The 12,437-nt window shown below is 69.7% G+C and carries 13 protein-coding genes; 9 read left to right on the top strand and 4 right to left on the bottom strand.

Going from position 1 to position 12,437, the window contains the following annotated elements:
• Positions 1-183: 183 nt before the first annotated feature.
• The 3 genes from PV396_RS27765 to PV396_RS27775 all read left to right on the top strand — a co-directional run bounded on the left by PV396_RS27765 (position 184) and on the right by PV396_RS27775 (position 1,710).
• Complete coding sequence (locus PV396_RS27765) at positions 184-381, top strand: hypothetical protein (RefSeq protein ID WP_319209091.1); 198 nt, start codon at positions 184-186, stop codon at positions 379-381.
• Between the two features lie 13 nt (positions 382-394).
• Positions 395-802 (top strand): type II toxin-antitoxin system VapC family toxin, encoded by a 408-nt coding sequence (locus PV396_RS27770; RefSeq protein ID WP_319209093.1) that lies wholly within the window; start codon positions 395-397, stop codon positions 800-802.
• Between the two features lie 149 nt (positions 803-951).
• Positions 952-1,710: a DUF6193 family natural product biosynthesis protein gene (locus tag PV396_RS27775; protein WP_319209095.1), complete on the top strand. Its 759-nt coding sequence runs from the start codon at positions 952-954 to the stop codon at positions 1,708-1,710.
• 40 nt (positions 1,711-1,750) lie between these two features.
• On the opposite strand, the gene PV396_RS27780 is transcribed toward PV396_RS27775, so the two are convergent.
• Positions 1,751-2,035: a hypothetical protein gene (locus PV396_RS27780; RefSeq protein WP_319209096.1), complete on the bottom strand. Its 285-nt coding sequence runs from the start codon at positions 2,033-2,035 to the stop codon at positions 1,751-1,753.
• Positions 2,036-2,291: 256 nt separating this feature from the next.
• Here PV396_RS27780 and PV396_RS27785 point away from each other — a divergent pair, with 256 nt between their 5' ends.
• Entirely contained in the window at positions 2,292-2,822 is a 531-nt protein-coding gene (locus PV396_RS27785; protein WP_319209098.1) for a hypothetical protein, read from the top strand.
• Positions 2,823-3,194: 372 nt separating this feature from the next.
• Entirely contained in the window at positions 3,195-4,412 is a 1,218-nt protein-coding gene (locus PV396_RS27790) for a transposase (RefSeq protein ID WP_319209099.1), read from the top strand.
• A 34-nt stretch (positions 4,413-4,446) separates the two neighbouring features.
• Here the strand turns inward: PV396_RS27790 and PV396_RS27795 are convergent, their stop codons facing one another.
• Complete coding sequence (locus tag PV396_RS27795) at positions 4,447-4,848, bottom strand: nitroreductase family deazaflavin-dependent oxidoreductase (RefSeq protein WP_319209101.1); 402 nt, start codon at positions 4,846-4,848, stop codon at positions 4,447-4,449.
• Positions 4,849-4,954: 106 nt separating this feature from the next.
• On the opposite strand from PV396_RS27795, the gene PV396_RS27800 reads away from it, so the two are divergent.
• Complete coding sequence (locus PV396_RS27800; RefSeq protein ID WP_319209103.1) at positions 4,955-5,782, top strand: endonuclease/exonuclease/phosphatase family protein; 828 nt, start codon at positions 4,955-4,957, stop codon at positions 5,780-5,782.
• A gap of 20 nt (positions 5,783-5,802) precedes the next feature.
• Here PV396_RS27800 and PV396_RS27805 read toward each other — a convergent pair whose 3' ends face one another.
• Positions 5,803-7,392 (bottom strand): CehA/McbA family metallohydrolase, encoded by a 1,590-nt coding sequence (locus tag PV396_RS27805; RefSeq protein WP_319209105.1) that lies wholly within the window; start codon positions 7,390-7,392, stop codon positions 5,803-5,805.
• Between the two features lie 217 nt (positions 7,393-7,609).
• Here PV396_RS27805 and PV396_RS27810 point away from each other — a divergent pair, with 217 nt between their 5' ends.
• Both PV396_RS27810 and PV396_RS27815 read left to right on the top strand, forming a co-directional pair.
• The gene (locus tag PV396_RS27810; RefSeq protein WP_319209107.1) at positions 7,610-8,455 is read left to right on the top strand and encodes an LLM class F420-dependent oxidoreductase; all 846 of its coding nucleotides are present in this window, start codon (positions 7,610-7,612) and stop codon (positions 8,453-8,455) included.
• A gap of 87 nt (positions 8,456-8,542) precedes the next feature.
• Positions 8,543-11,158, top strand: coding sequence for a bifunctional FO biosynthesis protein CofGH (locus tag PV396_RS27815; protein WP_319209109.1), 2,616 nt, complete (start codon positions 8,543-8,545; stop codon positions 11,156-11,158).
• Positions 11,159-11,248: 90 nt separating this feature from the next.
• Here the strand turns inward: PV396_RS27815 and PV396_RS27820 are convergent, their stop codons facing one another.
• Positions 11,249-11,446: a hypothetical protein gene (locus PV396_RS27820; protein ID WP_319209111.1), complete on the bottom strand. Its 198-nt coding sequence runs from the start codon at positions 11,444-11,446 to the stop codon at positions 11,249-11,251.
• A gap of 248 nt (positions 11,447-11,694) precedes the next feature.
• Here PV396_RS27820 and PV396_RS27825 point away from each other — a divergent pair.
• Positions 11,695-12,437, top strand: a 743-nt coding sequence (locus PV396_RS27825; RefSeq protein ID WP_319209112.1) for a tectonin domain-containing protein, incomplete at its 3' end; no start/stop codon positions are given.

Below are 12,437 nucleotides of genomic sequence, written 5' to 3' on the forward strand. Positions count from 1 at the left end.
GGGGTGCCTCTGGCCTTCGCCAGCCAGGACTCCGGCTCAAGGTGTTCCAGCCCGGCGAGTACATCGGACAGCCCCAGAATGGGAGGTCGAAGGGCTGGCTGGGACAGCCGGAGCGCCAGCGTGCCAGACTTGGCCGCAGAGTCCCCGTGCACGGGGAGGCCACATGAAGGGGAGGGCTGAAGCATGAACGCAGCGGAGACCGAGCGCTCCGTCTATCCGGCCATGCGGCCCCGACTGTCGGTCGAGGAACTTCTCGCGGCGAAGAACGTGCAGCCGATCCGGTCCCTGGAGGACCTGAGGGCGGACACCTTCGCGTCCGACGAGGAGGTGGAGGAGTTCATCGCCTTCACCTACGCCGAGCGCCGCCGCGACCTCGCCTGAGGTGCCCACTGTGATGCTGCAGCCAGTCATCCTGGACACCGACGTCGCCTCACGCCTGCACAAGGGAACCCTCACCGAACCGCTCGGAGCCAGGTTGATCGGCCGCCGCCCGTTGATCACCTTCGTCACCTACGGGGAGCTGACCAAGTGGACCGAGGTCCGCGACTGGGGAGGCCGACGCCGACAGGAGCTGGCCGACTGGCTCGTCGGTATCCCTGTCCTCCTCGGTGATGAAGCCGTCGCTGTCACCTGGGGCAGGCTCGCCGCTGCTGGGCACAAGGCCGGACGCCCGCAGCCGAACAACGACATGTGGATCGCCGCCGCCTGTCTCACTCACGATCTCCCGCTGGCGACCCTCAACCTCAAGGACTACCGGTACTTCCAGGAGAAGCACGGCCTGCGCGTCCTCGGGGAGGAATAGGTCTCGATACGTGATCGCTGTTCTACGGCAATGCTGAACGCGGCACCCCTGAATTGGGGGCGTCGAAAGGCGGGAAGTTGCTGTGGGCCGAGTGCGGGCCGACGTAGGTTCAGCCATCCAGATCGACCCGTACCGGGCAGACTGGGCAGGTGAACCCCGATCTCTATCCCGACCTCGCCGCTGCGGGCAGCCTCGCCGCCGCGTTGGAACAGCTGGTGTCCGACCTCGGTGTCGATCTCACGGTGGTTTCCCACGCAGGCGGGTCGCCCGTTTCGGCAGAGATCGCCTCGTCCGTGCCAGGGCGCGAGCCGCTGGCCGTCTCCGTTGGAGCGGAAGCCCGACGGTTCGTGGTCTCGGGCTGGAGCCAGGGAGTACAACTCATCACCGGCGCCACGCCGGACCTGGAGAACGTCGTCAGGGCCGGTCTGGCGTGGGGGGAGAGCGGGAGTTTGCGGGAATTGCGGGCCGGCCTGCCGTTCCTGCACTCCAGTGAGCGTGCCGAGGCCCATGAACGTGGGCCGGTCGCGGTGGTGGAGTACCAATGGCGGGCGATGCGGGAGCAGGCGGCGGAGGCTCCGACTTTCCATGAGTTCGCCGCACTCGTGGAAGCGGCGCACGCCGAACTGCGGCTGCGACAGCTCTACGTGTTCTCCAGTCACTGGACGCTCGGCTTCAGCTCCTGTACCAGACATCCGTTCCGTGTCGAAGTGGCCATTGCCCCGTCGCGCAACGGCAGTTCGTACCGTGTGATGAAGCATCCCCATGCGGAAACATTCACTGAGACCGCCACAGCCGAGGAGGCTGTCGCCCTGGCTGTGGCCCGCCTTCCCGCCGACCTCGGCCAGGCCGTCGAGGGAACGGCCGAATCACTCCGGACGATGACGATCGGGTCGCAGGGTCCGACCTGACGCAGGACGACCCCTCAGGACGGCCCCTCGGGACGACTCCTCAGGACGGCGGAGTCTCCCGAACCCTGAGCGGCCCGACCACCGCGTCCAGTTCCGCGTCCGTCATGGAGCCGCCCGTGCCCAGGCCCTCCCAGAGTTCCAGTTCGCGGAGGCGTTCCACCGGGACGTGGTACGTGGCGAAGAAGTGGATCATCAGCTGGAAGGCGCTGAGGTCCTCCCCGGTCTCCCGCGTGTGCCGTAACACCCAGTGCGCGGCCTCCGATGCCGGGCGGCCCTCCTCGCCGAGTCGGCGCAGGCCTGCCGCGATCGTGGCGCGGTCGGTCATCTGTCGAACACCACCTTCGCCGCTCTGACGGATTCCTCGAATGCCGTACAACCCTATGCGTGTCCAACGGGTCTGACGTTACGTCCGAAGTGTTCCGGGTGATCCGGAGGTGGTCGCTTCGTACTACGGGGACCCGCGTTGACCATGCATGCCTTTTTTGTGTCCCCCGCTTCGGAGCACGTCTCACGTTTCAGCACCTGTCCCGGCACCCGTCAGGACACGTGTCTCAACCACGACGAGCAGGGGGAAACACCACATGCGTCACCTCAAGACCGCCACCGCGGCGCTGGCCTGCGCCTTCGCCCTCATCCCGGCCGGGGTCGCCGCCGCCGGGTCCGGCCCGGCGCCCGTACCGACCGCCCGTACCTCCGCCGCGGCCGTCACCACCGCGCCGTCCGCCGACGGTAACCCGGCGAGCCTGCGGGCCCGGGCGGCCGGTGTGTGTTCGGACGCCTACCAGATCGGCACCACCGGGTACATCAAGCGGGGTGGCGTGACCGCCGCCTCCGTCAAGCAGTTCTACTCGCCGTCCTGCGGCAAGAACTACGGCTACGTCTGGGTCTGGGACAGCTTCCGCAACGCCGTCGGGGACTACGACGTGACCTCCGCCGTCTACAGCTACTCCCAGGACGAGGTCCTCGGCAAGCGCTCCTGGACCAACACCACCATCCAGGAGTTCTGGTCCAACGGCACCAGCACCGTGAGCGAATGCACGGCCGGTTCCGGCACCGTACGAGCCGCCGGTGACCCGGCGCCTGTCGGGGGTTTCTCCAGCAAGCGCTGCTGAGGTATGCGCCGCTGAGCACATACTCGCGGCGGGGGGAGGGGGCCGACCAACCCCCTCTCCCCGCCCGCGGGGCAGCGCCCGGTTCGTTCACCTGTTTCTTGCGAGGAGGGCTCCGGCGTTCACGTCGGGGAGGAATCGCATCCGGGTGTTGCGACGCGGAGCGTCGCCGCATCCGGTTCTGGGTGTGGAGCGCCCGTACCGCTGCCGACATCTGTCCCTAGCGGAAAGGGGGGTGCGAACGTGTGTGCCCGTGATCACTGGTTGGGGTGGTGGCCGCGGGATCGGGGTGCGTGTGTGCGGCTGTCGTACATATGGTCCGTCGCAGGGTTCGGGACGGAACAGTGTCCCGGCCGGGGACCGTGGGGGGGCGAGATGACGCAGGCGAGCGCTGTGGAGGCCGGGCATGCCCGCTACACGTACCGGCTGCGTGTGTCGTGTACTGCCCGTACCGCCCTGGCGGCGGAGTGGGACCGGTGCCGCTGGGTGTGGAACGAATGCGTCGCCAAGTCCAGGGCCGTACACGCGCACAACAAGGCCACCGGTCAGAAGGTGACGTGCGGCCCCGCGCAGCTCGACAGGATGCTGACCGAAGCCCGGGCCCGTACGCCGTGGCTGCGTGAGGGCTCATCAGTTGTCCAGCAGCAGGTCATCCGGGACTTTGGCCGCTCCCGCGCCAAGGCGCAAAAGGACATCCGCGAGCGCCTGGCCATGGCGCGCCGGGCGGGGATGCCGACGTGGAAGACCAGACGCGAGGCGCTGGCGACCCTCAACTACACCCGGCGCGGGTTCGGGTTGAAGGACGGCCGGCTGCACCTGGCCGGGGGCATCGTCGTGACGGTCGTGTGGTCGCGGCAACTGCCGGCGGAGCCGTCCTCCGTGCGTGTGTACCAGGACAGCCTCGGACATTGGTACGCCTCGTTCGTCGTACCGGCCGAGGTCCAGCCGCTGCCGAAGACCGGTCGCGTGCTCGGCGTCGACTGGGGTGTGAGGGAGACCGCGACGACCACGTCCGACGCGCACGACCTGCCGCACGCCGGGCACGGCAGGAAGGCCCAGGCGAAGCTGACCCGGTACGACCGGATGATGGCCCGCCGTAGACCGAAGAAGGGCCGCCCCGGATCGAAGGGCTACCGTGAGGCGAAGAAGCTGCGGGCGAAGGCGCACAAGAAGGTCGCCAGACAGCGTCAGGACACCGGCCGCAAGTGGGCCAAAAAAGCCGTCCGCGACCACGACGCCATCGCCATCGAGGACTTCCGCCCCACGTTCCTCGCCAAGACCACGATGGCCCGCAAGGCCGCTGACGCCGCCATCGGCGCCACCAAGGCCGCGCTGATCGAGTTGGGCCGAAAGCATGGGCGGGACATCCGCCTCGTCCACCCTGCGCACACCACGATGGACTGCGCCAACTGCGATGCGAGAGCCAAGCACCGCCTGCCGCTGGGTGAGCGCACCTACACCTGCACCGCATGCGGAAACGTGTCCCCACGGGACAAGAACTCCGCACGCGTGATGCTCGTCCGGGCTGGTCTCAACCCGGCTGGTGCCGATGGCGGAAGACCTCCTGGAGCGCTGCTCCAGGAGGCAGCCTGAGCCAGGAATCCCCTCCCTTCAGGGAGGGGAGGATTCAACGTGCGTCCGTCAGATCCACCCGCACCGTGAGCAGGTTCGTCCCCATCGCCCGTACGCCCGTGCTGTTCACGCGCGGCAGCGTCCGCAACCGCGCCACCGGATCGTCGTCCGGCAGCAGATGGGCCGTGCCCGAGTGCCACCGCCCGCCGACCCGCACCCGCACGCGCGGGTTCGCCTTGATGTTCCGTACGTACTGCGACTTCTCGCCGAACTCCGAGACCAGCCAGAACGTGTCGCCGATCCGGCGCCCGCCCACCGGGGTGACACGGGGCAGGCCCGAGGTGCGGCCCGTGGTCTCCAGGAGGGTCTGGAAAGGGAGCCGGCGGGTCACCGGGTTGCCGATACGGCGCTGGAAGGCCGTGGTGGCCTTGAATCTGATCTCCGCGAAACGGGACATGCTGGTCCTGTGCCTCCTGCGCTCGTGCCACTGCCGTATGTGTGTTCTTGAATGGTGTCGCAGAGGCACTTAGGAACGGCGAACCGGGTGGGCGGTGGTGGCGGGTATGCGCGTGGTGACCTGGAACCTGTGGTGGCGTTTCGGACCGTGGGAGGCGCGCCAGAAGGCGATCCTCTCCGTGCTGCGCGAACTGCGGCCGGACGTCGTCGGGTTGCAGGAGGTCTGGGAGTGCGACGGCGAGAACCTCGCCGCCTGGCTCGCCGGCGAACTCGGCCTGCACTGGACCTGGGCGCCCTCCGAGGCCCCCGAGCGCTGGCAGCGGCGTATCGGGGGCGAGAAGGTCGACGTCGGCAACGCCGTGCTGAGCCGCTGGCCAGTCGTCGAGAGCGAGGCCGTACGGCTGCCCGCCCCGGAGGAGTTGGACGACGGCCGCCTCGCCCTCTACGCCCGGCTCGCCGCCCCCGGACACCACGTGCCCTTCTTCACCACCCACCTCACCTCCGCGCCCCACGCCTCGGCGGTCCGCTGCCAACAGGTCACGTTCCTCGCGGAGTTCGTGGCGAGGCACCGCGACGGCACCGCCTTCCCGCCCGTCGTCACCGGCGACTTCAACGCCTGGCCCGACTCCGACGAGATACGGCTGCTGGGGGGTTACCGAACCGCCCCGGCCGTTCCCGGCCAAGTTTTCATGGATGCTTGGGAGTTGGCGGATCCGGCGGCCCCGTCGGCGACTTGGGACGCCGCCAACCCGTATGTCGCGGCGGGGTTCGGCCCCAGCGCGCGGATCGACTACATCCATGTGGGCCTGCCGTGGCCGGACGGGCTCGGGCATGTGCGCACGGTACGACGGGCCGCGGACCAGCCGGTCGGCGGAGTCTGGCCGTCCGATCACGCCGCCGTGGTGGCCGAGTTGGCGTTCCCCTGGCCCCCCTGATTCCCCACACCCGGCCCGGGCTACCGCCCCAAAAAGATCGGGTTCGTGAACGCCGCCAGCGCCCCCGGCAGGGGCGCCTGTCCCGCCTCGTGCCGTACTTCCGCCCGTACGTACGCCGCGTACTGCGCCGTCGTACGCCACTCCACGAGCCCCGTGCCCGTCGCCGGCAGGGCCCCGCTCGTGAACAGCACGCCCTGGTCCGTCACCAGGCGGGCCGTGCAGTTCGGGGCGCCCGTCACCTCCAGGCGGATGGTGACCGGGGCGTCCTTCGCCACCTTCAACCGGCCCCCGATGTCCGCGTGTTCGCCCTTCGGGCCGGAGGCGGAGAAGGCGAGGGTGACCGATTTCGACTCGGCGACGTACGAGCGGCCCGCCCGCAGCCCCTCCTGGATCGCCTCCCGGGTCAGGTCGTCGGCCAGGACCACGGTCTGCGGGACGCCCACCTGATCGGGGTCGCGGTGGGCGTCGCTGTTGCCCATGGCCGGAATCCATGCACGGCTGCCCGCGCCCTCCCTCACTCCCTCCCTCACCGACGCGACCAGCATGCCGTCCCAGTCCGCGAGCGCCACCTCGTCCTCGGGCGAGTAGGCGCCGTTCCACACCTCCACCGCGTCCGCCTCCGCGAAGCCGAACTTCCAGTTGCAGCCGACGCAGGTGGCGTGCGGGTGGGCCGGGACCACCAGGCCTCCGGCACGGCGGATCTGGCGCGCGTACTTGCCGAAGCGGTTGTCACGGGCCCGGTAGCGCCAGTCGACGAACGTCCCCGGATCCGTGCCGAGCGCGACCACGTGACCGTTGCGGGTCGTCACCTCCTCGCCGACCATGACGAGCAGGTCGTCGCCCGCCTGGTCGGCCCAATGGGCGTGTGCCGCATGGGTGTTGTGGTCGGAGGAGTTGATGAAGTCCAGGCCCGCAGCCCGGGCGAGGGCCGCGATCTCGGCCGGGGTGCGGCGGCCGTCCGAGTACCAGGTGTGCAGGTGGCAGTCCCCCCGGTACCAGGCCCGGCCCCGCCCCTTCGCCCGCTCGGGCGGGTAGACGGGGTCGACGGCTTCGCCGGGCTCGCCGTAGGTCAGCGTGATGGTGATCTCGTACGCGAGGCCCTGCGGGGAGACCGTGTAGGGGCCGAGCGCGATGTACCAGGTGCCCGCCTTCACCGTGCCCGGGATGTAGCCGGGCGTCGCGTCGTCCGCGCGGACGAAGAACTCTGTGCGCGCCCCACCCGACCACCCCCGGAAGCCCTTGCCGCCCAGCTCGGTGCCCCGCTGGTCGAAGACACCGATGTCGAGCGCGTTGCCCGCGGTGCCGGCCGGGACGGAGGGACGGTCGTAGCTGTACGCGACCCTCAATTCCCTTACGTCGTGCGGGAGTTCAACGGGCAGATAGACGAAGTCGGGCGAACCGGTGGGCAGCGTGCCCCGTACGGTCCTGGTCTCCGTACCGGCGGTACCGCCGCTACCACCGGTACCGCCATCCGCCGCCTCGGCCGGGGTGCCGTCGGAGAAGGTCACGCTTCCCAACGTAAGCGCGGCGGCGGCTCCCGTCGCGAAGAGCGCGCGTCTGGCCAGGCCGGAAGCGGGATCGTGGTCGCGGGCATGGTCGTCTTCGCACATGCTGCTGCTCCCAGGGTGTCGGGGTGTGACGTGGGTGACGCAGGTGTGTGGCGCGTACCACTTACATAGCCACTCTCGTGCCGCCGAGTGAACTCCCGTACAGGCCAGGGGAATCGCCACGACAAGACCAGAGGGTGACCGGGGTGGTGAGTGACATTCGACCAATGCCGACCGGTCGGTATGGACAGACGGGACACCGCCCGGTACAGATATGGACATGCGCCTAGCCGTCACGATCTTCCTCACCGACGAGACGATCACCCCGACCCGACTCGCCCGTGAGCTGGAACAGCGCGGGTTCGCCGGGCTGTACCTGCCCGAGCACACGCACATCCCGGTCGAGCGGACCAGCCCGTACCCGGCGGGCGGCGAGCTCCCGCCCGAGTACGGCCGTACGCTCGACCCCTTCGTCGCGCTCGGCCAGGCCGCCGCCGTCACCGAGCGGCTCGCCCTCGGCACGGGCATCACGCTCGTCGCCCAGCACGACCCGATCGACCTCGCCAAGCAGGTCGCGACCCTCGACCACCTCTCCGCCGGCCGCCTCACCCTCGGCATCGGCTACGGCTGGAACGTCGAGGAGGCCGCCGACCACGGGGTGGAATGGCGTACGCGACGCGAGCTGACCCGGGACCGGATGGCGCTGATGCGCGCCCTGTGGGCGGACGAACCGACCGCGTACGAGGGCGAGTTCGGGAGTGTGCGGGCGAGTACCGCGTACCCCAAGCCGGTGCAGAAGCCGCGTGGGCCGGTGGTCGGCCCCCGCACCCTCATCGGCGGTGCGGCCGGGCCGAAACTGTTCGCTCACATCAGCGAGTACGCCGACGGCTGGCTGCCGATCGGCGGGCGCGGCCTGTCCGAGTCGCTGCCCGTGCTGCGGTCCGTGTGGGCGGACGCGGGCCGCGACCCGGCCGCCCTCCAGATCGTCCCGTACGCCGTCCAGCCCACCCCGGGCAAGCTCGCCCACTACGCCGAGCTGGGCATCGAGGAGGCCGTGGTGCAACTGCCGCCGGCCGGGGAGGCAAAGGTGCTCGGCCTGCTGGACGGGTACGCGGAGTACTTGTAGTCGCCAGTGCCGCCCTGTGACGTTTGGCACCCAGAACGGACAGGGCGGTCCTGTAAGACCTGATCACATCGATCGTATGCTCGAAGGATGACGACTCCCGAGGCTTCCGGCACCGGCCCCACCGAGCGCCCCGGCGGCGCCACCGGCCCGACCGAGAACTCCATGCGTCGCGCCCTCAAACGCGCCCGGGACGGCGTCGCCCTCGACGTCGGCGAGGCCGCTGTGCTGCTCCAGGCCCGCGGCGAGGCCCTCGCCGACCTCACCGCGTCCGCGGCCCGCGTACGGGACGCCGGACTGGAGGCGGCGGGCCGACCCGGCGTCATCACGTACTCGAAGAGCGTCTTCATCCCGCTGACCCGTCTCTGTCGGGACAAATGCCACTACTGCACCTTCGTGACCGTCCCCGGCAAGCTCCGCAGGGCCGGTCACGGCATGTTCATGTCCCCGGACGAGGTCCTCGACATCGCCCGGCGCGGAGCCGCCCTCGGCTGCAAGGAAGCCCTGATCACCCTCGGCGACAAGCCCGAGGACCGCTGGCCCGAGGCGCGCGAGTGGCTCGACGCGCACGGCTACGACGACACGATCGCGTACGTCCGCGCCATCTCCATCCGCATCCTGGAGGAGACGGGCCTGCTGCCCCACCTCAACCCGGGCGTGATGTCCTGGACCGACTTCCAGCGCCTGAAGCCCGTCGCCCCCAGCATGGGCATGATGCTGGAGACGACGGCCACCCGTCTGTGGTCCGAGCCCGGCGGCCCGCACTACGGCTCCCCGGACAAGGAACCCGCCGTACGGCTGCGGGTGCTGGAGGACGCGGGCCGCTCGTCCGTCCCCTTCACCTCGGGACTTCTGATCGGGATCGGCGAGACCTACGAGGAGCGGGCGGAGTCCCTCTTCGCGCTGCGCCGCGTCTCCCGCGCCTACCACTCCATCCAGGAGCTGATCATCCAGAACTTCCGCGCCAAACCGGACACCGCGATGCGCGGCATGCCGGACGCGGAACTGGACGAACTCGTCGCGACGGTGGCCGTCGCCCGCCACATCATGGGCCCGAGCGCCTGCCTCCAGGCCCCGCCCAACCTCGTCGACTCCGAGTACGAGCGCCTCATCGCCGCCGGCATCGACGACTGGGGCGGCGTCTCCCCGCTCACCATCGACCACGTCAACCCCGAACGCCCCTGGCCCCAGATCGAGGAGTTGCGGGGTAAATCGGCCGCAGTCGGCTTCGAACTGCGCGAACGCCTCTGCGTCTACCCGGAGTTCGTCCAGCGCGGCGAACCCTGGCTCGACCCGCGCCTGCTCCCGCACGTACGGGCCCTGGCCGACCCGGAGACGGGCCTCGCCCGCGAGGACGCGGTCGTCGAGGGCCACCCCTGGCAGGAACCGGAGGAGGTCTTCGTCTCCTCCGGCCGCACCGACCTGCACACCACCATCGACACCGAGGGCCGTACGTCCGACCGGCGCGACGACTTCGACGAGGTGTACGGCGACTGGGCAGCCCTGCGGGAGGCGGCGGCGCCCGGCATGGTCCCGGAGCGCATCGACACCGACGTACGCCAGGCCCTGCGCACGGCGGCCGACGACCCGACCCGGCTCACCGACGCCGAAGCGCTGGCGTTGTTCCACGCGGACGGCCCGGCCCTGGACGCCCTGTGCCAAGTCGCCGACGACGTACGGAAGTCGGCGGTCGGCGACGACGTCACCTACATCGTCACCAGGAACATCAACTTCACCAACGTCTGCTACACGGGCTGCCGTTTCTGTGCCTTCGCGCAGCGCCGCACGGACGCCGATGCGTACACCCTCTCCCTCGACCAGGTCGCGGACCGCGCGCAACAGGCCTGGGAACTGGGGGCAGTTGAGGTCTGCATGCAGGGCGGCATCCACCCGGACCTACCGGGCACGGCCTACTTCGACATCGCGAAGGCGGTGAAGGACAGGGTCCCCGGCATGCACGTACACGCCTTCTCGCCGATGGAGGTGGTCAACGGCGCGACCCGCACCGGGATGTCGATCCGCGAGTGGCTCACGGCCGCGAAGGAAGCCGGCCTCGACACGATCCCCGGCACGGCGGCGGAGATCCTCGACGACGAGGTCCGCTGGGTCCTCACCAAGGGCAAGCTGCCCACGGCCACCTGGATCGAGGTCGTGACGACCGCCCACGAGCTGGGCATCCGCTCCTCGTCGACGATGATGTACGGCCACGTCGACCAGCCCCGCCACTGGCTCGGCCACTTCCGCACCCTGGCCCGCATCCAGCAACAGACGGGCGGCTTCACGGAGTTCGTCACCCTGCCCTTCATCCACACCAACGCACCGGTCTACCTCGCGGGCATCGCCCGCCCCGGCCCGACGATGCGCGACAACCGGGCGGTCATCGCCATGGCCCGCCTGCTCCTGCACACCCATATCCCCAACATCCAGACGAGCTGGGTGAAGTTGGGGACGGAGGGCGCGGCGGAGATGCTCCGCTCGGGCGCGAACGACCTGGGCGGCACCCTGATGGAGGAGACGATCTCGCGCATGGCGGGGTCGTCCTACGGCTCGTACAAGTCGGTGAAGGACCTGATCGCGGTCGCGGAGGCGGCAGGACGCCCGGCGAAACCCCGGACCACCCTCTACGGGGAGGTCACGGAGGAACGGCAGCGGGCGGCGGAGCTGTCGGACGGCCATCTGCCGGAGCTGCTGCCGGTGTTGGACTGAGGCGGAGGGGGCGCGGAGGGCGCGGACCGTCGAGAGTCGTGCGGGGTCGGTGCGCGCTAGGTGTGCACCGACTCGCGGCATCTGCGGCGCCTACCCCCAGCAGCGCCAGTTGTACTGGCAGCCGGGCGTGGATCCCTCGGAGCTGTTGACGCCGGCCGCGTGGGACGTTACCGACTTCGGCTGTTCGGCCGCCTGGGCCGGTGCGGTGACCAGCAGCGTGGCCGCTGCCGCGCAGAGTACGAGACCGGACGCGATCCGGGTGCGAGCGGCGGGAATCCTGACACGCATGGAAACTCCTGATCTTCGATGTGACGCAAGAGCACGATGATCGAAGCCTGCCATGTGAATACTTGAAAGTACAAGCGACCGGTGCACTGAGGGTGCGTGGGCGACCGCAGAGAGTCCAAAAACAGACCAGTGCTTTCTGTACCCAAGCCCTAGGGTCGCCTTGTTTCCGTTCACGTTGCCGTTCCTGTCCCCCAAACAGAGAGCAGGTCAGTCGCATGGGAAATCCGAACAGACGTATCCGTCGCCTGGTGGCTTCCGCCACCGTCTCGGCAGCGCTGGTCGCCGCACCGCTCCTCGGCCTGTCCGGCGTGGCCTCGGCGGCCACTCCCGCGAAGGCCGCCGTCCCGGCCGCCGCATCCGCGATCACGGTCTCCGCGTACGGATCGTCCATAGCCTCCGCCCGGGACGCGGACGGGCGGCTGGAGCTCTTCGGGACCAACAGCGCCGACAACATCTGGGGCCGTGCCCAGACCAGCATCGGCGGCGGCTGGTCCAACTGGTCCCAGTTCGACGGCGCGCTGCGCTCCGTGGCGGCGGAGACGAACGCGGACGGCAGGGTCGAGCTGTTCGGCGTCAACGGCGCGGGTCAGGTGTGGCATCGTTCGCAGGTCAGTCCGGGTGGTGCGTGGTCGAGTTGGGTGCAGTTCGATGGTGCGTTGGCGTCGATCGCGGCGGCTCGTAACGCGGATGGTCGGTTGCAGATCTTCGGTGCGAACAGTGCGGGTCAGATCTGGACGCGGGCGCAGACGTCGATCGGTGGTGGGTGGTCGAGTTGGGTGCAGCTCGACGGCGGGCTGTCGCAGGTGGCGGCGGAGACGAACGCGGACGGTCGGATCGAGCTGTTCGGCGTGAACAGCGCGGGTCAGGTATGGCACCGCTCGCAGACCACTCCGGGTGGTGCGTGGTCGAGTTGGGTGCAGTTCGATGGTGCGTTGGCGTCGATCGCGGCGGCTCGTAACGCGGATGGTCGGTTGCAGATCTTCGGTGCGAT

The sequence above is a fragment of the Streptomyces sp. ME02-8801-2C genome, assembly GCF_033793965.1.
GTDB lineage: Bacteria > Actinomycetota > Actinomycetes > Streptomycetales > Streptomycetaceae > Streptomyces.